The sequence below is a fragment of the Pseudomonas reactans genome (assembly GCF_013387025.1).
Lineage (GTDB): Bacteria > Pseudomonadota > Gammaproteobacteria > Pseudomonadales > Pseudomonadaceae > Aquipseudomonas > Aquipseudomonas reactans.
Window position 1 is genome coordinate 136599 of record NZ_JACAQP010000006.1, and the last position, 20626, is coordinate 157224.

A 20626-nucleotide genomic window follows, 5' to 3' on the forward strand; every position below is an offset into this window, starting at 1 on the left:
CGCCTGTGGGTACAGGCGCATTATGCCTAGTGCTGCTGTGCAAGACACTCGCGCAATGCGTCTTGCCAGTGTGGCTGGCTGACGTGCCATTGCTGCTGCAGGCGGCTGCAGTCCAGGCGCGAGTTCAGCGGACGCTGGGCGGGTGTCGGATAAGCGCTGGAAGGGATGGGCTCCAGTTCGGCGCAGGCCTTGCCCTGTTCACGCAGGTGCTCGCCAATGGCCTGGGCAAAACCAAACCATGAGGTTTCCCCTCCGGCGGTCAGGTGATAGATGCCCCATTCCCCCGGTTCACCTGCTAGCCAGCGTTCGATCAATGCGCGTGTACTGTTGGCAATGCTGCCGGCCCAGGTTGGCGCGCCGATCTGGTCGGCGACGATGCGCATCTGCGGTTTCTCTTGCAGCAGGCGCTGCATGGTCAGCAGGAAGTTCTTGCCGTGGTTGGAGTACACCCAACTGGTGCGCAGAATGAGATGTTCGCCACCGACGGCCGCAATCGCGTGCTCGCCCGCCAGTTTGCTTTGGCCGTAGACGCCCAGTGGGTTCGTCGTGTCGGTTTCGATGTAGGGCGCAGGTTTGCTGCCGTCGAACACGTAGTCGGTGGAATAGTGGATCAGCGGGATGCCCAGCGCCTTGGCTTCCTCAGCGAGAATGCCCGGGGCGATGGCGTTGATGGCAAACGCGGCGTCCGGTTCGCTCTCGGCCAGATCGACGGCAGTGTGGGCTGCTGCGTTGATGATCAAGCCTGGGCGATGGGCCCGCACTTGCTGGCGGATCTGGTCTGCGTTCGCCAGGTCAAGCTGGTCGCGGCCCAGGACGATAAGCTCGCCCAGGCCTTGGAGTCGCAGTTGCAGTTCGCGGGAGACTTGGCCATGTTGGCCGGTGATCAAGATCTTCATGGGAACACGTCAGCTTCCAGCAAGGGTTTACCCGCCTGGTCCTTGGCGGACAACTGTGGCGTCTCGCTCAGCTCCCAGTCGATGGCCAGTGTCGGGTCATTCCACAGGATGCAGCGTTCGGCACTGGGCTGGTAGTAGTCAGTGGTTTTGTACAGGAATTCGGCGTGCTCGCTCAGTACCACGAAGCCATGGGCGAAGCCTTCCGGCACCCAGAGTTGGCGGTGATTCTGGGCCGACAAGCGTACACCTACCCACTGGCCGAAATTCGGCGAGCTTCGGCGGATATCGACGGCTACGTCCAGCACTTCACCGGCGGTGACGCGCACCAATTTGCCCTGGGTGTGTTCGAGTTGGTAATGCAGGCCGCGCAGCACGCCTTTTTGCGAGCGCGAGTGGTTGTCCTGCACAAACTGGCGCTTGAGCCCGGTGGCCCCTTCAAAGGCGCGGGCGTTGAAGCTTTCGTAGAAAAAACCGCGCTCATCACCGAACACTTTGGGTTCGATGATCAGTACGCCGGGCAGTGAGGTTTCAATGACGTTCACTGGTTTTCTCCGGCCAGCGAGTACAGGTATTGACCATAACCGGTCTTGCCGAAGTACTTGGCACGTTCCAGCAGGTGGTCGCGGTCGATCCAGCCGTTCTCATAGGCGATTTCTTCGAGGCAGGCGACTTTCAGGCCTTGGCGGTGCTCGATGGTCTGCACGTACTGCGAGGCTTCCAGCAAGCTGTCATGGGTGCCTGTGTCCAGCCAGGCAAAGCCACGGCCAAAACGCTCTACATGCAGGTCACCGCGCTTGAGGTACGCGTTGTTGACGTCGGTAATCTCAAGTTCCCCACGCGGCGACGGCTTGACCGCCTTGGCGATCTTGATCACGTCGTTGTCGTAGAAATACAGGCCGGTCACCGCATAGCTGGATTTTGGCTTCGCCGGCTTTTCTTCGATGGAGAGGGCACGGCCCGCGCTGTCGAAATCGATCACGCCAAAGCGCTCGGGATCCTTGACCCAGTAGCCGAAAACGGTAGCGCCAGATGGACGTTTGGCCGCCCCAAGCAGTTGTTCACCGAAATGCTGACCATGGAAGATATTGTCGCCCAGGATCAGGCACACAGGGTCATTGCCAATGAATTCCTCGCCAATGATGAACGCCTGGGCCAGGCCATCCGGGGTGGGCTGCTCGGCGTAGCTGAAACGCACGCCAAACTGGCTGCCATCGCCCAACAGGTTGCGGTATTGCGGCAAGTCCACGGGTGTGGAAATCACCAGGATTTCCTTGATGCCCGCCAGCATCAACACCGAGATCGGGTAGTAGATCATCGGCTTGTCATACACCGGCAACAGTTGTTTGGACACACCCAGGGTAATGGGGTGCAAACGGGTGCCGGAACCGCCGGCCAATACGATTCCCTTCATCATGCGATCAAATCCTTAAAGTCGGTGTTGCCTAAACGTTCGCCCTGATAGCTGCCATCCTGGACCCTGCGGCACCATTCCAGGTTGTCGAGGTACCACTGCACGGTCTTGCGCAGCCCGGTTTCGAAGGTTTCTTCAGGCACCCAGCCTAGCTCACGTTCAATCTTGCTGGCGTCGATCGCATAACGCTGATCGTGGCCGGGTCGGTCTTTGACGAACGTGATCAGGTCGGCGAATTTTTCGACGCCGCTGGGGCGTTGGGGTGCCAACTCTTCCAGCAATTGGCAGATGCCACGCACGACATCGATGTTTTTTTGCTCATTGTGGCCGCCGATATTATAGGTTTCGCCGACGACACCCTCGGTTACCACTTTCAGCAGCGCGCGGGCATGGTCCTCGACGAACAGCCAGTCACGCACCTGCAAGCCATCACCATAGACCGGCAAGGGTTTGCCCGCGAGTGCGTTGAGGATCACCAGGGGGATCAGCTTCTCGGGGAAGTGGAACGGCCCATAGTTGTTCGAGCAGTTCGTGAGCAGCACCGGCAGGCCATAGGTGCGTTGCCATGCACGGACCAGGTGGTCGGAGGCAGCCTTGCTCGCAGAGTACGGCGAGCTGGGCGCATAGGGCGTGGTTTCAGTGAACAGGTCATCCACGCCGTGAAGGTCACCGTACACTTCGTCAGTGGAAATGTGATGAAAACGGAAGTTGCCTTTGGCGGGCTCGGCCAATTTCTGCCAATAGGCGCGAGCAGCTTCCAGCAGGCTGTAGGTGCCGACGATATTGGTTTGAATGAAAGCCGAGGGGCCATCAATCGAGCGGTCCACATGGGACTCGGCCGCCAGGTGCATGATCGCCTGGGGCTCGAAGCGCTCCAGTACAGCGCTGACAGTGGCCTGATCGATGATATCGGCCTGGACAAACTCATAACGGCTGTTGGACGCGATGCTGGTCAGCGACTCCAGGTTGCCCGCATAGGTGAGTTTGTCCAGGTTGAGGACTTCATGTTCGGTGTGTTGAATCAGGTGACGGATCAGGGCAGAGCCAATAAAGCCGGCACCACCGGTGATGAGAATGCGCATGTCGGAGGGCCTTTTCCTTAGACGGACATTAAGCGAATGGAGCATAGCTTGAGTTGTGTGGCGAGGTGGTGCAAGCGCGGTATGCGCAGGGGTTGCGTTATCCACCAGAACAATGGCGATATAGGCGCCTAAAAAAATCGAGGTCGTCTCAATGCCGCTCGCCACCCTGATCCATCGCGCCAGTCTACCTTGCCCGCAAGTGGGTCCCGATCAGGCGGCTCACCTGCTCGAGCAACATTACGGTCTTACTGGCACCTTGCAATCATTGGGCAGCCAGCAAGACCTCAACTACAAAGTCGACAGCCCCCGCGGCCGGTTTGTTATGAAAATCTGCCGGGGCGACTACGACGCTGTTGAGCTGCACGCCCAGCATGCGGCGCTTAACAGCCTGCAGGCTGTGCGCGTACCCAAGGTCATCAAGTCTTTGACGGGGGAGGAGTTGTTGACCCTGACCCACGACGGCCAAGCCCTGCACGTGCGGGTGCTGGATTACATCGATGGCCAGCCGTTGACCCATCAACCTCACTTGGGGCGTGTGGTGATCGCGGGGTTTGGTGACCTGTGTGGGCGCATGAGCCAGGCGCTGGCGCGGTTTGAGCATCCGGGCCTTGCGCGCACGCTGCAGTGGGACCCGCGCCATGCCCAGGCATTGATCAAGCATCTGCTGGCGACGCTGGAAAACCTTCCGCACCGCGCGGCACTGGAGCAAGTGGCTGAGCAGGTCGAGGAGCGTATCCGCCCCCTGGCCGATCACTTGCCGTGGCAGGCGGTGCATATGGACATCACCGACGACAACGTGGTGTGGCAGCGCGATGCACAACGGCACTGGCAGGTTCAGGGGGTGATCGACTTCGGCGACCTGGTGCATACCTGGCGCATTGCCGACCTGTCGGTGACCTGCGCCGCGCTGCTGCACCATGCCGAGGGCGATCCCTTTGCGATCTTGTCGGCGATCAAGGCCTGTCACGCGGTGACGCCGTTGCAGCACGAAGAATTGCGGGCTCTGTGGCCGTTGATCGTCGCCCGTGCGGCGGTGCTGGTATTGAGTAGCGAGCAGCAGCAACACCTGGATCCGGATAACAGTTACCTGCTGAAAAACGCTGAACATGAGTGGGAAATCTTCCATGTAGCGACGTCAGTGCCGTTTGAATTAATGGAGGCGGCCATTCTGGGGTGCGTCGGGCAGGCGCCCGCACCCATCGCCAGCCAGGGCTTTGCGCCGTTGCTGCCAGGGTTGGTTGGGCGTGAGTTTGCGTTGATCGACCTGGGCGTGCTCAGCCCGCATTTCGAGGCCGGTAACTGGGAGCAACCCGGCGTCGATCGACGCTTGTTGCAGGAGGCGGCGGCGGTGCATGGCCTGGCGGCGAGTCGTTATGGGCAATACCGTTTGTCGCGTACCCAGCCCGACAGCGCGAATGAGCCAGAGACGTTCCCGTTGCATGTCGAACTGCACGTGCCGTTGGGCACATCCGTTGAAGCGCCGTTTGCAGGCGTTGTGCGACGGGGTGTCAACGGTGAGCTGCAGGTGCACAGTAGCGAGGCAAGCGTGCGCCTATGGGGCGTTAAAGCACAGTTGCAACCGGGTGCTGTGGTGCTGAAGGGCCAGGTGATCGGTGAGGTCGAAGGCCCGCTCACCGTGCAACTGTGCCGTGCTGACGTACCCGCACCGTTGTTCTGCACGCCGTCACGGGCACAGGCATGGCAGTCGCTGTGTCCGTCGCCGGCCGCGCTGTTGGGCCTGGCCTGCGATGCCGAGCCCGAGTTGGACCCCGAGGCGCTGCTGGCCCGCCGCGATGCCAGTTTCGCCCGTTCGCAAAAGCACTATTACGCCGACCCGCCGCGTATCGAGCGTGGCTGGCGCAACCATCTGATCGACATGCAGGGCCGTTCCTACCTGGATATGCTCAATAACGTCGCTGTGCTGGGCCATGGCCATCCGCGCATGGCGACGGTGGCCGCGCGGCAGTGGTCGTTGCTCAATACCAACTCGCGCTTCCACTACGCGGCGATTGCCGAATTTTCCGAACGTTTGCTGTCGCTGGCGCCTGAAGGCATGGACCGGGTATTCCTGGTCAACAGCGGCACCGAGGCCAATGACTTGGCGATCCGCCTGGCCTGGGCCTTCAGCGGCGGGCGCGACATGCTCAGCGTGCTGGAGGCCTACCACGGCTGGTCGGTGGCGGCGGATGCAGTGTCCACGTCGATTGCCGATAACCCTCAGGCATTAAGCAGTCGCCCGGACTGGGTACACCCGGTGACCGCGCCCAATACCTATCGCGGCGAGTTCCGTGGGCAGGACAGTGCGCCGGACTACGTACGAAGCGTGGAACACAACTTGGCGAAAATCGCCGCGAGCCAACGCCAACTGGCGGGTTTCATCTGCGAGCCGGTGTATGGCAATGCCGGGGGTATCTCGTTGCCGCCGGGCTATTTGCAGCAGGTGTATGGACTCGTTCGTGCCCAGGGCGGCGTGTGCATCGCCGACGAAGTGCAGGTGGGTTACGGCCGCATGGGGCATTTCTTCTGGGGCTTTGAAGAGCAGGGCGTGGTACCCGACATCATCACCATGGCCAAGGGTATGGGCAATGGCCAGCCGCTGGGTGCGGTGATTACCCGGCGTGAAATCGCCGAGGCGCTGGAGGCTGAAGGGTATTTCTTCTCGTCCTCGGGAGGCAGCCCGGTGAGTTGCCGGATCGGCATGGCCGTGTTGGATGTGATGGAAGAGGAAAAGCTGTGGGAAAACGCGCAGGTGGTTGGCGGGCATTTCAAGGCAAGGTTGGAGGAGCTGATCGATCGTCACCCGTTGGTGGGAGCTGTCCACGGCTCCGGCTTTTATCTCGGGCTGGAGTTGGTGCGTGACCGACAGACCCTGGAACCGGCAACTGAAGAAACCACCTTGCTGTGTGATCGCCTGCGCGAGCTGGGGATTTTCATGCAGCCCACTGGTGATTATTTGAACATCCTCAAGATCAAGCCGCCGATGGTCACGTCCCGGCGTAGCGTGGATTTTTTCGTCGACATGCTGTCGAAGGTGCTCGATGAGCAGTTGTAGATAATCGATTGTTATCGGTTAATTATTGTAATATTCATCCGGTATCATCTCATGTTGCTTAAAAAGCCGATTTTTATCCGTTATAAAGTCGGCCACCCCCCCATTCGGAGTCCTGATCGCCATGACCACCCTGCACAGCACCCCCCGCGCCGATGGCTTCTACATGCCTGCCGAATGGGCGCCACAAACCCAAACCTGGATGATCTGGCCTGAGCGTCCAGACAACTGGCGCTTGGGCGGCAAGCCGGCGCAAGCCGCTCACGTAGCGGTGGCCAAGGCCATTGCGCGCTTTGAGCCGGTCACCGTGGCGGTTTCCGCTGGCCAGTACGAAAACGCTCGCGCGCGCCTGGATGTGCCGAATATCCGCGTGGTGGAGATGTCCAGCGATGACGCCTGGGTACGCGATACCGGCCCGACGTTCGTGATCAACAACAGCGGCGAAGTGCGTGGCGTGAACTGGGACTTCAACGCCTGGGGTGGTTTTGACGGCGGTCTGTATTCGCCATGGAATCGCGACTCCCAGGTCGGCGGCAAGATTCTCGAAATCGAACGCGCCTCGCGCTATCGCACCGAAGGTTTTGTGCTGGAAGGCGGCTCGATCCATGTCGACGGCGAAGGCACCCTGATCACCACCGAGGAATGCCTGCTCAACCGCAATCGCAACCCGCACCTCGACCGTGCCGAGATCGAAGCAGTGCTGAGCGCCAACCTGGCTGTGGATAAGATCATCTGGCTGCCGGACGGCCTGTTCAACGACGAAACCGACGGCCATGTGGATAACTTCTGCTGCTACGTGCGCCCTGGCGAAGTGCTGCTGGCCTGGACTGACGACCCGCAAGATCCGAACTACGCACGCTGCCACGCTGCCATGAACGTGCTGCAAAGCAGCACCGACGCCCAGGGCCGCTCGTTCACAGTGCATAAAATGCCGATCCCTGGCCCGCTGTATGCGACCGAAGAAGAATGCGCCGGCGTTGACCCGGTTGACGGTACCCAGGAACGTAATCCGACCGTGCGGTTGGCGGGTTCCTACGTCAACTTCCTGATCGTCAACGGTGGCATCATCGCGCCAAGCTTCGACGACCCGCTGGACAGCCAGGCCAAGGCCATCCTGCAGGACCTGTTCCCGCAGCATGAAGTGGTGATGGTGCCGGGCCGCGAACTGTTACTGGGTGGCGGTAATATCCATTGCCTGACCCAACAACAGCCGGCCCCGCACAAAAATTGAGTGCAGTTGTAACAGCGCTATGAGGATGAACTGGCGTTGATCGGTTCGGTCCTCCACAACAAGCCCGCGACCCAGACAGGTCGCGGGCTTTTTTGTGTCAAAACGCCTATGAGCACGAGACATTGGCATAGCTCTTGTATCGCCGTTGTGACAGTGGCCCAAGGCGATGACTGCACAGTTCTGTCATAAACCTTGAGTAAGTTAGCCGCTCACGCAGTAGGAGAGAGCGCTGAAATGAACGCCGATATCAACCTGATGTACACGCGCACGTTCCACCCCTTGCGGGTCAACGGCGACGCGATCCATGCGCTGGCACTCTGGTTGAAGGAAAACGGCTCGCGGCAGATCAGGCAACCGCCTGACTTGCGCAGCGTGATGAGTGAACGTTACCCGGCGGGGTTGTTCAGTGAGGATGAAGTGAAGCTGTTGTGCGAATTGATGAATTGATGCACTTGTAGGAGCGAGCTTGCTCGCGAAGGTCGCCAACGATAACGCCGCGATCCTGATTAATCGCGGCGCTCTCGGGTTTTTCGCGAGCAAGCTCGCTTCTACAGGAAGACTTTTAGAAGCTGTAGGTACCTGTCACCACCAGACTACGCGGTTCCCCTGGCTGAATCTGCGCCACACTGGTCGCCGAGGCGTAGTAGGTTTTATCTGCGATATTGTTCAGCGCCGCCCTCACGTCCCATTCCTTCTGACGGAACCCCGCCAGCGCATCCCAACGACCATAACCCGGCAACACCACGGTGTTGAGGCTGTCGGCATAACGGTCGCCCACCAGCGTCAGGCCGGTTTCTGCGTACCAGCCCATCTCCGGTTTCCAAGTGATGAACAGGCTGGCATTGCGCTTGGCCACATCGCTGACGCGTTTGCCTTCGAAGCCGTTGTTGTCCTTCTCGACCTTGGCATCCTGCAGGCCGACACCGCCGCGCACATACCAATTGCCGACGATCTTGCCGGTGGCGGTCAGCTCCACGCCACGTGAACGCTGCAAGCCGCTGAGCAGGGTGATGGTGCGGTCCAGCGGGTCGCTGGTGCGGCGGTTGTAGAGTTCCAGTTCGTACACGGCCAGGGTGGTGCTCAGGCGGTCGTCGAGCCAGTCGCTCTTGACCCCGATTTCTTTCTGTTTGGTCAGCTCCGGGCTCAGGTCGTTGACGCTGCCGGCGGCGTTCGGGGTGATACCGATCAAGCCGCCGCCCGCAGGCGAAAACGTCTTGCTCCACGACGCGTAGAACGAGTGGTGTTCCAGCGGCGTCCACACCAGGCCGAAGCGCGGGCTGGTGCTGTGGCTTTTGACATCCTGCTGGGTGTTGAGCAGTTTGTTTTTGGTGTCCACTTCAAAGCGGTCATAGCGCAGGCCGGCCAGGACTTGCCACTGATCGTTCAGGCGCAGTTGGTCCTGCACGTAAAGGGCACGGCTTTCGACTTCGGTGTGGTTGTTGCTCGACACGCTCATGCGCCCAGTGTGGCTGAGGTTGCGGTTGGGCTGGTTGAGGTCCAGGCTCGGCACGGCCTGGCCGCCTCGGTTGACGGCAGTGGCGGTGTACAGCTTTGGGTCGCGGCGCTGGCTGCCCAGTTCGAGGCCGGTCAGCAGGCGGTGTTCCAGGCCGTAGGTGCTGAAGCCGCCTTCCAGCTCGATGTTGTTGAAGATATTGAGGGTGTTGAGGTCTTGCTGCCAGCGTTGGCGTGTGACGCTGTGGGTCGCCGGCACGTAGGCGGTTTGGTAGGTATTGTCGAAATCACTGTCGAGCTTGAACACACCGAGTGTCTGGCGCAGTTGCCAGTTGTCGTTGAGTTCATAAGCCAACTTGGAGCGCAGCGACTGGGATTTGTCGTCGATGTAATCGCGGTTATCAAAGTAGGTGGTGCTGCGGCTCACATCCGCAGGCCGGCCGTTGACCCCTGGAATGCCACGGTCCGGCGTGCGGTTGTAGCGGCTGTATTCGTATTGCACCAGCCAGTTCAGGTCCGGCGTGAGCTGCCAGCTCATGGACGGTGCAAACAGCTGGCGATTGCCGCTGACGCCGTCGCGGAAGCTGTTGTTGTCCTGGTTGCCCATGTTCAGGCGCAGGCTGATGTTATCGGTGGGGTCGGTGCTGAGGTCGGCGTACAAGCTGCGCAAGTCGTTGCTGCCGCCCTGGGCTTCGATACTCGATTTATGCCCGGCCACAGGCAGTTTGCTAACACGGTTGACGATCCCTCCCTGACCGCCTCGCCCGTAGAGTACGGCTGCCGGCCCCTTGAGCACTTCGATGCGCTCGATGTTATGCAAGTCGCGCACGTATTGGCTGTCGTCGCGAATGCCATCCAGATAGAAGTCATTGCTCGCGTCGAAACCGCGGATGCGCAAGCTGTCGAAGCGCGTGTCGGCGCCGCTGCTGACGTTGGGGATGCCGCTCAACGCCTGGCCCAGGTCATTGGTGCCATAGGACCGCAGGCTTTCGGTCTTTACCGAGTCGATGGCCTGGGGCACATAGCGCACAGGTGTGGCGGTACGAGTGGCGGTGCTGGTTTCCTTGATGCGCGGGTCGTCTTCGTCAGCTTCGGCGCTGATCGACGTTTCGGGCAAGGTCGTGGCCGCACAGGCAAAACCGGCAGACAGCAGAACGGAAAGCCCAAGGGTGATGGGCGTCAGGCGAGGGGCAGGCATGGAGGAATGTATCCGAATTGTTTGGGAGGAAATTGCGCGTTAATGGTAATGCTTTGCATTTGCGCGCGTTATCTATTACCAAACGTATCGGCTTTGAAATATGTTACGAAATATGTTTCTTGCCGTTTTGAATGCGGTTTTTTGTCGCTAACAGAACCGCTGTAGGCGCTTCCTTAGAATTATTTCGCCTAAATACAGACGATTCGCGAAATTGACACATAGTTCCGGGCGCGACTAGGATTGCGCCCAACGCCTGTGGCTAACCGCCATGACTCATCCAATAAAAAAGGCCCGCGGCCTGTTAAGTCGTCCGCGGGCCTTCTTTTTTCCGGAATCAGTCGACACCAGAAAAAGCGACACGGAGCCTGGTGTCACAGCGCGTACTCAACCAGGAATAAGGAATACAAGAAAATGTTGAAGCAACGGATGAGTCTGATCGCTCTGGGGATTTTGAGCGCATCGACAGCAATGGCAAACGATCAGGACCAGTCCAAGGGTTTTATCGAAGACAGCCACCTGAACATCGCCGCACGTAATGCCTACATCAGCCGTGACTACAAGAACGGCAAGCAAGACAAAGCCGAGTGGGGCCAAGGCTTCATCGGCAAGCTCGAGTCCGGTTTCACCCAAGGCACCGTCGGTGTGGGTGTGGACGTGATCGGCCAATACGCTATTCGTCTGGACGGTGGTAAAGGCCGTGCTGGCGCCGGCGGTATCGACTTCTTCAAACCGGGTAACGGCACTGCCAACAACCCTGGCTCGGCACCACACGACCTGGCCAAGGGCGGCGCTGCCGTGAAGTTCCGCGTTTCCAACACCGTGCTCAAGTACGGTGATCAGTTCCCGGCCGTGCCTGTACTGCAGTACGACAACTCCCGTCTGTTGTCGGAAACCTACACCGGTACCTCGATCGTTTCCAAAGAGATCGCCGGTCTGCAACTGGACGCGGGTCACTTCACCAAAGAAGCCCGTAAGAGCATGGAAGGCACCGACAGCGGTCGCCTGAAAAGCATCGACTACATCGGCGGTAGCTACAAATTCACCGAAAGCCTGTCGGCCGCGCTGTATGCCTCCGACATGCAGGACGTGCTGAAGAAGCAATACGTCAACGTCAACTACGTGCTGGCCCTGCCAGAGAAGCAGTCGCTGACTTTTGACTTCAACGGCTACAAAACCAAGCTGGACAAGAGCTTCGCGCTGGAAAACCAAGGCAGCGAAGACGCTCGTGACAACAAGATCTGGAGCCTGGGCGCCACGTGGGCTGTTGGCCCGCACAGCTTCACCGTCGCTCACCAGCGCAGCACCGGCGACACCGGTTACCTCTACGGCGGCTACCGCAACGCTGGCGGCATCGGCGACGGCGGTAACACCATCCTGCTGGCCAACTCCTACTGGTCCGACTTCAACGGCAAGGACGAGCGTTCGTGGCAGGCCGGCTACGGCATCGACTTCGCCACCTTCGGCGTACCGGGCCTGACCTACAACATTGCCTACGTGCGCGGCACCAACATCGACGACGGCACCAACCGCGGCGATGGCACCGAGCGTGAAATCTGGAACCAGTTCAAGTACGTCGTCCAGAGCGGCCCAGCCAAAGACCTGAGCCTGCGTGCGCGTGCGTCGTGGTTGCGTGTGTCCAACAACGCCAGCAATTACAACGTAGGCGGTAACGAAATCCGTCTGTTCGCCGACTACCCGATCAACGTTTTCTAATTGATCCGGCGTCGCGCCTGATTCCAGGCGATAAAAAACCCCGACTGGTTCGGGGTTTTTTTATGCCTGGCATTCCAGCGCTGTCTTGTTACACCGCAGTACGAATGAAGTACCCGGCCCCGTCTTTATCCCCTCCCGACGCAAGCCTAAATTGGCCCCACTGCCCGCCCATCATCCCGATGGCCGGCCACTGGAGTCGTCGCCATGCCCTTTGTCAGCCTGCGCATCACCCGTGATGGCGTTACCCCTGAGCAAAAAGCCCAGGTCATCGCCGAGTTCACCGAAACCCTAGAACGCGTCCTGCACAAACGCCCGGACCTGACCCACATCGTCATCGAAGAAGTCGATACCGATAACTGGGGCTACGCCGGCATCACCACCACCGAATACCGCAAATCCCAAGCCTGAATCCCTACTGGAGAACCCTTATGAAAAAAGTCGTCATCATCACCGGCGCGTCCCAAGGTATCGGCGCCGCCGTGGTCCAGGCCTACCGCGCTTTGGATTACCGGGTCGTTGCCACTTCGCGCTCGATCCAGCCGTCCACCGACCCGGACATCCTTACCGTCGCCGGCGACATCGCCGACCCGGCCACCGCCCAGCGCGTCATTCGCGAAACCCTGGCCACCTTCGGGCGCATCGACAGTCTGATCAACAACGCCGGTATCTTCATCGCCAAGCCGTTCACGGCCTACACCCAGGAGGACTACGCCAATGTGCTCGCGGTGAACCTCAACGGCTTCTTCTACATCACCCAACTCGCCATTGCCGAGATGGAAAAGAACAACGCTGGCCATATCGTCAACGTCACCACCAGCCTGGCGGATCACGCGATTGACGGCGTGCCGTCGGTACTCGCCAACCTCACCAAAGGCGGGCTGAATTCAGCGACCAAGTCCCTGGCGATCGAGTACGCCAAGCGTGGCATCCGGGTGAACGCGGTGAGCCCCGGGATCATCAAGACGCCGATGCACGGCGCAGAAACCCACGCGGCGCTCGGACAATTGCACCCGGTCGGGCATATGGGGGAAGTGAGTGATATCGCCCAGGCGATCGTCTATCTGGAACGTGCTGGGTTTGTCACCGGCGAGATTCTGCATGTCGACGGTGGGCAAAGCGCGGGTCATTGATGAACACGTCCCGGCCTACCCCGGCCGGGCGTTGTCCTCCCGTGGCGAGCGACCAAAAAAAGCTTTGTAGGCGCGGCTGAACGCCGCCTCGGACTCATAGCCAATCGCAAAGCCAATTTCGCCGATACGAGCGTCTTGTCTGGACAGCATGGTTTTTGCCAAGGTCAGCCGCCATTCATTCTGATAACGCAACGGCGAACGCCCGACCAGCGTGCTGAAGCGTTCGCAGAAGTTCGAGCGTGACATCCCCGCAATTTCCGCCAGCGCGTCGATACGCCACTGCGTGCCCGGCGTTTCGTGAAGGGCCTTCAGCGCGCGGGCGATACGCGCGTCCGACAGCCCACCCAACCATCCGGAGGCCACACCCTGCTGCACCCAGGTGCGCAGAATGCGGATCACCACCAGATCGATAAGCCGCGAAATCATCAACGCACCGCCCGGTTGCGTGTCATGAGCTTCGAGCAACATGAAATGCAGGATGCCTTCCGACCAGGCGGCGGCTTCGGCGTGTTGGATATGAATCAGCCGCGGCAGGGCAAACAGCATGGCCTGGAAACTGCTCGCGTCGAACCAGAAGCGGCAGATGACCACACTGGCGGCCCCATCCACCGCCGTCATCACGAGGCCCGCAGGACCGTGGGGCAGGAGGATGACATCGCCTGAGTTCAAGGTCTGTGCCGGTTGATCGGTCGCTTCCAGATGCAGTTTGCCGTGTTGAAGCACGCAGATATGCGCGCTCTCTTCATCTAGATCGAGGCCCTGCGCGTCGGCAAGCGCGCAGGCATAAACGCGATCGCCCGTGAGACGAATCTGAGCCAGCACCTGGGACAGCAAATCGCCTTTGGCCAGCCCTTCCAGCTGCATTTCTGGATGAATGATCAAGTTTTCCAAGGGATTCATCATGTCGGTCCAATCCCGCCGTCATTAAGCTGATCCCCGAGATCATAGCGTGCCGGCGTCACTGAGATGAGCGTTTGCAGCGTTGGCCGTTTATGCACGTCATCCAACTACATGGGAACACTGAAATGTTCGGAATCTCCGCCCTTGGCTGGCTTCACACCCTTGGTAGCCTGCCGGCTATCCCACTGGCCGCCTACATGTTTATCAAGCACGGGCGCATCGTGCCTCGGTCAGTGCCGGGATCGTTCTATTTTGTGTCGATGTTGATCGGCGGCTTCACCGTGTTCCTGGTGGCGCATCAACCCGTCAGCAACATCATCGGCGTCATTACCCTTGCGCTGCTGTTGGCGGGTTATGGGGTAGGGCACCTGGCCTGGTTGGGACGGGCGCGTGTGTACCTGGAAACGATCTTTTTGAGCCTGACCGCGTTCTTTCTGATGGTGCCCACCGTTTCCGAGACGTTGCGCCGCGTTCCCGATGGCCACCCCTTCGTGACGGACCTGCAATCGCCCGTGTTGCTTGGTGCGCAGGCGAGTATTGCGGTGGCGCTGGTGATCGGCCTGACGGCACAAATGATTCATCTGCGCAGAAAAAACCGGCTCAGAACCGCCCAGTGATCCCCAGCAACGGCCCTTTCTGAACGATGTCGTAGACGAAACCATCGTGACGATAATTCACGCCCATCGCCCGGTAGCCGGCCACTGCCGAGAAACCGGGCCAGAACTCCCAGCCTGCCAGCGCCGCCAGGTCCCAGTCTTGCTTGGACTGCCCGGCGCCCGCCATGCCCCAGGATGACAACCAGAACCGGTCATTCAACGCGTAGTGCCCGCGCAGCCCGGCCATGGCGTCGGCCCAGGTTGCGCTGTCGGAGCCGGACCGCCCGCCAGCGGGCCCACCATGAAAGGTGAGGGTGGTGCTGCTGTACCAGACGCGCACCCCGCCGGCCACATCCAGCCGCCGGTCTGCATCACCCCACACGGTATAGCCGCCTCCCAGGAACCCGGAGGCGGTCTTGCTTTGCACCTCGAGCTTGTTGGCAAGGATGCCTCCAGGCAGGCGGTTGCGGGTGTCAGTGTCGATGTACATCAGGTCGGCGAGCACGCTGTAGGGACCACGACGCGCCTCGCCCATCAGCATCACCGACATATCCACCGTGCGTGCGATGTCGGAGAAGTCGGACTTGATAAATTGGGTGCCGGTGCTGCGATGGCCCACGTGCCCACGGATACCTGCGCCCCACAGGTAAGGTCCGCCGTTGAAGGTCCAGCCCTCGCCGTCGGCGGCCGTGGCCAAGGTTGGCATTGCCGCAAAGGCGCCCAACACCCATGTCAGGCGTCGTAAGTGCATCATGGCGTTTCTCCGATCAGTGCTGGGTCAGCGAGAGCGCCACGCCTTCGGCCCCACAGTCTTGCGTAGGTTTCAGGCCGGCTTTTTGAGCCGCCTTGACCTCCTCTTTCGCCGCCGCCAAATCCGCCAGGAATGCGGGATTGGCATGCAAGCTCGCGACCGTCGCAGCGCCCATGATGCGATCGGCATCCACGTCGCTTTGCCAATGTGCGTCGCAGATGACGCGGCTCTGGCCGAAGGACAATCCACGGGTCATCAACTCGGTGGCGCGCGTCGGCTGAATCTCGGCCAGCAGCAGTCCCCAGGCCCATCCAGCCGCAGAGTGGCCGGACGGCCAGGAGCCATCCGTGCGCAGCAGCGGCTCCATATCCTTGCGGCACGTGCCTTCGTTATGCGCCACGAAAGGTCGGGTGCGGTTGTAGGCGTTCTTCCCGGCGTAGGTGGAACCGCCGGCGTCCGTCAGGGTGCGCTGCATCAAGGTATAAAGATGTGGCGTGGTTTTCTCGGTGATCGGTGTGCCCATCGCGCAGGAGAAGGCTTGCGCCGGGCCTGGGAAGGCCAGCTCCGCGTCCGCCGCCGCGAGTTTTTCCCGGGCCGTGCCGCGTAGCGACAAGGCAGCACGCCGTGCTTCTTCATCCCGCGCAAGGGCTGCGGAGTCAGGTTTGGGTGGCGCGCCAAGCAAGGCCAGGCGCAATGGCAGATCCTTCGCGTCAAGATAGCCAGGGGCAAGCTTGAAATGCGGGTCTGTGATCTTGATGACGGGTTCGTCGGCAAACGCCAGCCCCGCGCCGATCAGGCCTGCCAGCCCCAGCAGCATGTGATGTGTATTCATCGATTGTTCCCTGATCAGAATCGGTACAAGGCATTCAGATAGGCGCCTGCGCCCACCTTTTCACCCGTCAACGGACTGTTGCGCGCGTCTGAGACCAGGGCGTAGGTCTTGATGCCGCCTTCCAGTGCCAACTGTGGCTGCCATTGCCAGGTGAGGCCGAGCTTCAAGGTCACGTCGCGCATGCCGCCGCCGGGGTGGTATTCATCGAACTTAGTGCGCGCGGCTTGCTGGGCTGTGACGCCATAGCGGGCCATCATGTCGTTCTCATTGCTCCAGGTGCCGTACAGCGTCGAGTCCAGGATTAACGTCGAAGACAGCGCGTAGGCGGTGGCGAAGCCGGCTTCCAGATACTTCGTACGGCCCAGGTTTTCGCCGCCGTAGTTGCGGCTTTCACTGGCTTGCAGGCCGCGAACGAACAGGCGTCCGGCGGGTAGGATCCAGTAGGCTTCTGCGCCGATCAGGGCCGTGCTGTCCAGGTTGCCCATGCCCTTGAGGTAGTCATCACGGCCACCCAGGGTGTGGATTCTTTCTTTGCGCCCCTGGTCATAGCCCAACAGCAGGGCCACGCCGAAGGGCGATAGCCCCGGCAAGTCCCAGCGAAGCCCGTCCGGGAAGGCTGCAGTGAACTTGCCCCAGTTTTCAGTCGGTAACACGGCCTTGAGTTTCAGTGACGGAAACGCCGCGTAGTGCGACGAACCTTCGTACAACGGGCCGACCGCGAGTCCGCCGCCAACCGTCACGGACGGCTCGCTGTTTGAGTCGTCTGCATACGCTGGTAACGCCATCGCCACGGCGAGGGTGATACCTGTAATGAGTGTCGTCGAATGCTTGAACACGTTTGAACCACCGAGCGTTGTCATCGATTTTTTCCTGAATTAGAGAGCGACAGGCTGCGGCTTCGGAAAACGCCATTGGCCACTCAAGATCTCGTCACTCGGCTGATACAGCCGAACCGTGTAGTTCCAACCGGGCGTAGTCGGCAGGCAGTTGGCGATCTTCCCGTCACAGCCGCCGAACTGGATGGCAATCGAGCCGTCAGCACTTTTCTGGGCGGTTAAATTGTTCAGCGAATAAGCGTCATATGGGTTTTGCTGGAAGTAGCCGTCTGCGTTGTAGACGCTGACAGACCAGAAGCTTTTGACCGGGACATCGCCGACCTTGAGCCGGTAAACGGTCTTGCCGTCGTTCGCAGGCATGACGCCGCCGAGGTAGATGGCGTCCTTGGCCGGGTTGCCGCCCCATCCTGTGGCCGTGCCGATCAGGTGGTGAATCGGATTGACCTTGCCCTTGGGACCAAACGACTGGTTGTAATCGGGAATCGTCGAGCCCAGTACCTCTAGGGCCTCACGTACTTTTGCCTGGCTGACTGGGTCCCACTTCGGTACCACGAACTCCCCGACCTTGGCCTGGTCGACGGTGATGGCGTCCTGCAACGCATGTACCTTTTCCAGGTCCTGGCGATCCGTGGGGTCAAAGAAGGTGCGCACAGCGACAAACACATAGCGTGTGCCGACTGCCTCCTTCGTCAGTGTCCGGCGGCCGGCGCCGTAGGTGACGATGGGCACGTAGTGATCCTCATTGATCACCGCCATCGACATGAACCGCCCCTCGGCCTCAGGCAAGGCGATCGTGACGGGGCCGGCATCGAGGTCGAATACCGCTGATGAATACAGCGTGTCCCGATTCATCCGCACCACATTCTGGGCGTTGATGGGCACGGCTTCACGGCTATGAACAAAGCGGCCCAAGCTGCCTGTAGCGACCATTTTGCCCAAGTAGAGATCGGACTCGGCACGCGCAAAGTTATCCACACCCACCGGTATCACAGCCTCCGGGGATGACTGAGCGTGCGCACTTCCATAAGCAGCCAGTGCCATGGCGAAGAGGCAGGCCGTGGATGATGGGGTCATTGAAACCTCTGGGTTTTATAAGTTGGCGTTGATTTTTTGACTGTATAAGAACGCCCTGGCGCGAACTTGCCATTTGGTGCCAAAAGCACAGCGAGCGGGCACGCCAAGGCCTCCGCTGAGCGTGGCCGGAGGGATTAAGCGAGGGGGTTAACGATCGTGTTTCAAGAGGGCGCGATAGCGCGACGGTGGGCTGCCGGTCCAGCGTTTGAAGGCACGGGTAAAATGCGCGGGATCGCTGTAGCCGACCATGTAGGCAATTTCAGTCGCGCTGTACCGACCGCTGGCAATCAACTGGAGGGCTTCACTGCGACGTGTCTCGTCACGCAGTGCATCGAAGTCGATGCCGCAATGTTCAAGGCGTCGCTGCAGCGTTCGCACAGACAGCCCGATCTTTCTGGAAATAGTGACCAGTTTGGAGAACTCCTGATCCGCGATCTGCTGGGCGAGCACGTCGGCGGCCGCAGCGGTCGAGTTCAAGGCTTGAGTGGTTTTCCAGGCGACATCCCGGACAGGCCGCAGGGGAATTTCGAGCAGCTCCCGATCAAACTCGATCATGTTGTAGTCGGCGTTCATGACCAGGTTCGGGCCCAGATACTCCTCAAGCGCCTCGTCACCTGGTTCTCTCGGGTTCTTCAGGTGCACGCGTATGGCACCCGGCGCGCCCGACATGAGCGGCACTTTTCTGAGCACCGCCAAGGTGCCGAAGATGACCTGCTTCGGATCCGCCCCGTGATGCCCGGTAAAATGCTGGATCAGTTTGGTCGTACGGCCTTCGGTGACAATCTTGACTTCGCTGCCCTGGTGCAGCAGGTCGGTATGAACGGCCGCCGCCGCGCACGCCTGGGCAAGGTTGGTCGAGCCCAGGATCAACTCGCCCCACATGCCGGTTGAGCGCACATCGGTCAAATGCCCGATCATCGCGCCACCGAAGGGATCCTGGGCGATGGCGGCCATTTCATTCGCGATATGAAAGCAGGCCGCCCGCGGCACCCAGGCTTCCGGGTTCTGGAAAACATGTGGGGATATGCCAAAACGCCGAAAGAACTCCAGCGGCGATACACCGCGCATGCTCAGGTAGGGAGCGATTTGGCGGAGCGTGCTGAGCTTGATGGCGGGCGGAGCATTCGTCATGGGGATCGTCTCGGCCATGATGCTTCGGAGACTACGATTGGCGCAGTAAACACGATGCCTGGAGGGGTGACAAGAACGCTGTGTTCTATTAATGCCGTCAAATTAATGACTGTTTTTTGACGTATGAGTGCCGTTTGGCGGCAAGTAAGACAATGCATTGACAGTCCCTTTAGGATCCAACATCATTCGCGACGATTTTGATGGCTCTAAGCCATTAAAATGACATTAGCGACGCGCATTCGTCCCATGCTGTGGTTCTTCAAGATTCAGGGATAAGGCGGCTTGGACTCGGATGGCCAGGCGACGTTGGTCAGGGTAGCCCTTAAACACTGTCACCTTTAATTAGCGGGTTCGCTGCTGCGTGCCTGCGCTCGAGTCTTAGGAAGTAAACTTCATGGCTGTAGGACGAATTCTGGTTACCGGTGGTGCAGGTTTTATTGGGTCACATCTGGTAGAGGCTTTGCTGGGTAAAGGCTACAAGATTCGCGTACTGGATAACTTGTCGACCGGTAAGGTGGCTAACCTGCCCGCCGGGAATCCTGATCTGGAGCTGATGATTGGCGATGTCGCCGACAGCGCCGTGGTCGAGCAGGCCATGGCTGATTGCAGCGCCGTCGTGCATCTAGCTGCGGTAGCGTCGGTACAGGCTTCGGTGGACGACCCTGTCGCCACCCACCAGGCCAATTTCGTTGGCACGCTCAATGTGTGCCAAAGCATGCTCAAGGCGGGCGTGAAGCGCGTGGTATTTGCATCCAGTGCAGCGACCTACGGCAACAACGGCGAAGGCACGGCCATCGCCGAAGACACCCCCAAGTCCCCACTGACGCCTTATGCCAGCGACAAGCTGGCCAGTGAGTACTACCTGGACTTCTACCGCCGCGAGCACGGCCTGGAGCCGGTGATATTCCGCTTCTTCAATATCTTTGGCCCACGCCAGGATCCGTCTTCGCCGTACTCCGGCGTGATCAGCATCTTCAGTGAGCGCGCGCTGGCGCGTAAGCCAATCACCGTATTTGGTGACGGAGAGCAAACCCGCGACTTCGTATACGTGCAAGATCTGGTGAGCATTCTGGTGCAGGCCGTTGAAACGCGTGAGCCTGTCAGCGACGCCGTCAACGTAGGACTCAGCCGTTCGACCAGCCTCAACGACCTGATCGCGGAGCTGGGCACTGCTACGGGTACTCCATTGGATGTGACGTACCAGGCACCACGCCAAGGTGATATCCGCCATTCGCGCGCCAATAATGTGCGGCTGCTGGAGCGTTTTTCACTGCCTGAACCGACGTCCATCGGCCAGGGTTTGGCGCTGCTTTTGCGCAGTTTGTAGTTCGCCGGTCACTTCGC

Annotated in this window: 19 protein-coding genes; 8 read left to right on the forward strand and 11 right to left on the reverse strand. The window is 60.0% G+C overall.

Translation table 11 applies throughout. From position 1 onward, the window contains the following. Window positions 1–26: 26 nt before the first annotated feature. The 4 genes from rfbD to rfbB are packed head-to-tail and all read right to left on the reverse strand — an operon-like array spanning window position 27 to window position 3389. Entirely contained in the window at window positions 27–896 is an 870-nt protein-coding gene (gene rfbD, locus HX793_RS07100) for a dTDP-4-dehydrorhamnose reductase (protein WP_177094542.1), read from the reverse strand. Next, the gene (gene rfbC / locus HX793_RS07105) at window positions 893–1438 is read right to left on the reverse strand and encodes a dTDP-4-dehydrorhamnose 3,5-epimerase (protein ID WP_177051755.1); all 546 of its coding nucleotides are present in this window, start codon (window positions 1436–1438) and stop codon (window positions 893–895) included. Before rfbC ends, rfbD begins: the two co-directional genes overlap by 4 nt. After that, window positions 1435–2310, reverse strand: coding sequence for a glucose-1-phosphate thymidylyltransferase RfbA (rfbA, locus tag HX793_RS07110; protein ID WP_016979071.1), 876 nt, complete (start codon window positions 2308–2310; stop codon window positions 1435–1437). The genes rfbC and rfbA overlap by 4 nt, the downstream gene beginning before the upstream one ends. Beyond that, a complete protein-coding gene (rfbB, locus tag HX793_RS07115) occupies window positions 2307–3389 on the reverse strand; it encodes a dTDP-glucose 4,6-dehydratase (protein WP_016979072.1) in 1083 nt (360 codons plus the stop codon). Before rfbB ends, rfbA begins: the two co-directional genes overlap by 4 nt. Window positions 3390–3540: 151 nt before the next feature. Between rfbB and HX793_RS07120 the strand changes: the two genes are divergently transcribed. From HX793_RS07120 to HX793_RS07130, 3 genes are all read left to right on the forward strand, one after another. Next, window positions 3541–6441 (forward strand): aminotransferase, encoded by a 2901-nt coding sequence (locus tag HX793_RS07120; protein ID WP_177059987.1) that lies wholly within the window; start codon window positions 3541–3543, stop codon window positions 6439–6441. Window positions 6442–6562: 121 nt separating this feature from the next. After that, window positions 6563–7669: an agmatine deiminase gene (gene aguA, locus HX793_RS07125; protein ID WP_016979074.1), complete on the forward strand. Its 1107-nt coding sequence runs from the start codon at window positions 6563–6565 to the stop codon at window positions 7667–7669. Window positions 7670–7903: 234 nt separating this feature from the next. Then, window positions 7904–8116, forward strand: coding sequence for a hypothetical protein (locus HX793_RS07130; protein ID WP_016979075.1), 213 nt, complete (start codon window positions 7904–7906; stop codon window positions 8114–8116). 115 nt (window positions 8117–8231) lie between these two features. Here the strand turns inward: HX793_RS07130 and HX793_RS07135 are convergent, their stop codons facing one another. After that, entirely contained in the window at window positions 8232–10319 is a 2088-nt protein-coding gene (locus HX793_RS07135; RefSeq protein WP_177059989.1) for a TonB-dependent receptor, read from the reverse strand. Between the two features lie 411 nt (window positions 10320–10730). On the opposite strand from HX793_RS07135, the gene HX793_RS07140 reads away from it, so the two are divergent. The 3 genes from HX793_RS07140 (at window position 10731) to HX793_RS07150 (ending at window position 13162) form a co-directional block, all read left to right on the forward strand. Continuing rightward, a complete protein-coding gene (locus HX793_RS07140) occupies window positions 10731–12032 on the forward strand; it encodes an OprD family porin (RefSeq protein WP_016979077.1) in 1302 nt (433 codons plus the stop codon). A 204-nt stretch (window positions 12033–12236) separates the two neighbouring features. After that, a complete protein-coding gene (locus HX793_RS07145) occupies window positions 12237–12440 on the forward strand; it encodes a tautomerase family protein (RefSeq protein ID WP_016979078.1) in 204 nt (67 codons plus the stop codon). A 20-nt stretch (window positions 12441–12460) separates the two neighbouring features. After that, window positions 12461–13162, forward strand: coding sequence for an SDR family NAD(P)-dependent oxidoreductase (locus HX793_RS07150; protein WP_177051749.1), 702 nt, complete (start codon window positions 12461–12463; stop codon window positions 13160–13162). 15 nt (window positions 13163–13177) lie between these two features. Here the strand turns inward: HX793_RS07150 and HX793_RS07155 are convergent, their stop codons facing one another. Then, the gene (locus tag HX793_RS07155) at window positions 13178–14065 is read right to left on the reverse strand and encodes an AraC family transcriptional regulator (RefSeq protein ID WP_025999966.1); all 888 of its coding nucleotides are present in this window, start codon (window positions 14063–14065) and stop codon (window positions 13178–13180) included. A 122-nt stretch (window positions 14066–14187) separates the two neighbouring features. On the opposite strand from HX793_RS07155, the gene HX793_RS07160 reads away from it, so the two are divergent. Beyond that, window positions 14188–14679, forward strand: coding sequence for a hypothetical protein (locus tag HX793_RS07160; RefSeq protein WP_016979081.1), 492 nt, complete (start codon window positions 14188–14190; stop codon window positions 14677–14679). Here the strand turns inward: HX793_RS07160 and HX793_RS07165 are convergent. From HX793_RS07165 to HX793_RS07185, 5 genes are all read right to left on the reverse strand, one after another. Beyond that, window positions 14663–15412 (reverse strand): hypothetical protein, encoded by a 750-nt coding sequence (locus HX793_RS07165; RefSeq protein WP_177051748.1) that lies wholly within the window; start codon window positions 15410–15412, stop codon window positions 14663–14665. The genes HX793_RS07160 and HX793_RS07165 overlap by 17 nt on opposite strands. Window positions 15413–15425: 13 nt before the next feature. Continuing rightward, entirely contained in the window at window positions 15426–16241 is an 816-nt protein-coding gene (locus HX793_RS07170; protein WP_256354410.1) for an acid phosphatase, read from the reverse strand. 14 nt (window positions 16242–16255) lie between these two features. Beyond that, entirely contained in the window at window positions 16256–17101 is an 846-nt protein-coding gene (locus HX793_RS07175; RefSeq protein ID WP_177094544.1) for a MipA/OmpV family protein, read from the reverse strand. 15 nt (window positions 17102–17116) lie between these two features. After that, on the reverse strand, window positions 17117–18151 hold the full coding sequence (locus tag HX793_RS07180; protein ID WP_177094546.1) for a DUF1254 domain-containing protein: 1035 nt from the start codon (window positions 18149–18151) through the stop codon (window positions 17117–17119). Between the two features lie 147 nt (window positions 18152–18298). Continuing rightward, window positions 18299–19282: an AraC family transcriptional regulator gene (locus HX793_RS07185; RefSeq protein WP_177001883.1), complete on the reverse strand. Its 984-nt coding sequence runs from the start codon at window positions 19280–19282 to the stop codon at window positions 18299–18301. Between the two features lie 394 nt (window positions 19283–19676). Between HX793_RS07185 and HX793_RS07190 the strand changes: the two genes are divergently transcribed. After that, on the forward strand, window positions 19677–20609 hold the full coding sequence (locus tag HX793_RS07190; RefSeq protein WP_177059995.1) for an NAD-dependent epimerase/dehydratase family protein: 933 nt from the start codon (window positions 19677–19679) through the stop codon (window positions 20607–20609). The last annotated feature ends 17 nt before the right edge of the window (window positions 20610–20626 follow it).

Bases quoted from the DNA above. Each gene is read 5' to 3' on its own strand.
- rfbD (WP_177094542.1), bottom strand. From the start codon at position 896: ATGAAGATCTTGATCACCGGCCAACATGGCCAAGTCTCCCGCGAACTG.
- rfbA (WP_016979071.1), bottom strand. From the start codon at position 2,310: ATGATGAAGGGAATCGTATTGGCCGGCGGTTCCGGCACCCGTTTGCAC.
- rfbB (WP_016979072.1), bottom strand. From the start codon at position 3,389: ATGCGCATTCTCATCACCGGTGGTGCCGGCTTTATTGGCTCTGCCCTG.
- HX793_RS07120 (WP_177059987.1), top strand. From the start codon at position 3,541: ATGCCGCTCGCCACCCTGATCCATCGCGCCAGTCTACCTTGCCCGCAA.
- aguA (WP_016979074.1), top strand. From the start codon at position 6,563: ATGACCACCCTGCACAGCACCCCCCGCGCCGATGGCTTCTACATGCCT.
- HX793_RS07130 (WP_016979075.1), top strand. From the start codon at position 7,904: ATGAACGCCGATATCAACCTGATGTACACGCGCACGTTCCACCCCTTG.
- HX793_RS07135 (WP_177059989.1), bottom strand. From the start codon at position 10,319: ATGCCTGCCCCTCGCCTGACGCCCATCACCCTTGGGCTTTCCGTTCTG.
- HX793_RS07140 (WP_016979077.1), top strand. From the start codon at position 10,731: ATGTTGAAGCAACGGATGAGTCTGATCGCTCTGGGGATTTTGAGCGCA.
- HX793_RS07145 (WP_016979078.1), top strand. From the start codon at position 12,237: ATGCCCTTTGTCAGCCTGCGCATCACCCGTGATGGCGTTACCCCTGAG.
- HX793_RS07150 (WP_177051749.1), top strand. From the start codon at position 12,461: ATGAAAAAAGTCGTCATCATCACCGGCGCGTCCCAAGGTATCGGCGCC.
- HX793_RS07155 (WP_025999966.1), bottom strand. From the start codon at position 14,065: ATGATGAATCCCTTGGAAAACTTGATCATTCATCCAGAAATGCAGCTG.
- HX793_RS07160 (WP_016979081.1), top strand. From the start codon at position 14,188: ATGTTCGGAATCTCCGCCCTTGGCTGGCTTCACACCCTTGGTAGCCTG.
- HX793_RS07165 (WP_177051748.1), bottom strand. From the start codon at position 15,412: ATGATGCACTTACGACGCCTGACATGGGTGTTGGGCGCCTTTGCGGCA.
- HX793_RS07170 (WP_256354410.1), bottom strand. From the start codon at position 16,241: ATGAATACACATCACATGCTGCTGGGGCTGGCAGGCCTGATCGGCGCG.
- HX793_RS07175 (WP_177094544.1), bottom strand. From the start codon at position 17,101: ATGACAACGCTCGGTGGTTCAAACGTGTTCAAGCATTCGACGACACTC.
- HX793_RS07180 (WP_177094546.1), bottom strand. From the start codon at position 18,151: ATGACCCCATCATCCACGGCCTGCCTCTTCGCCATGGCACTGGCTGCT.
- HX793_RS07185 (WP_177001883.1), bottom strand. From the start codon at position 19,282: ATGACGAATGCTCCGCCCGCCATCAAGCTCAGCACGCTCCGCCAAATC.
- HX793_RS07190 (WP_177059995.1), top strand. From the start codon at position 19,677: ATGGCTGTAGGACGAATTCTGGTTACCGGTGGTGCAGGTTTTATTGGG.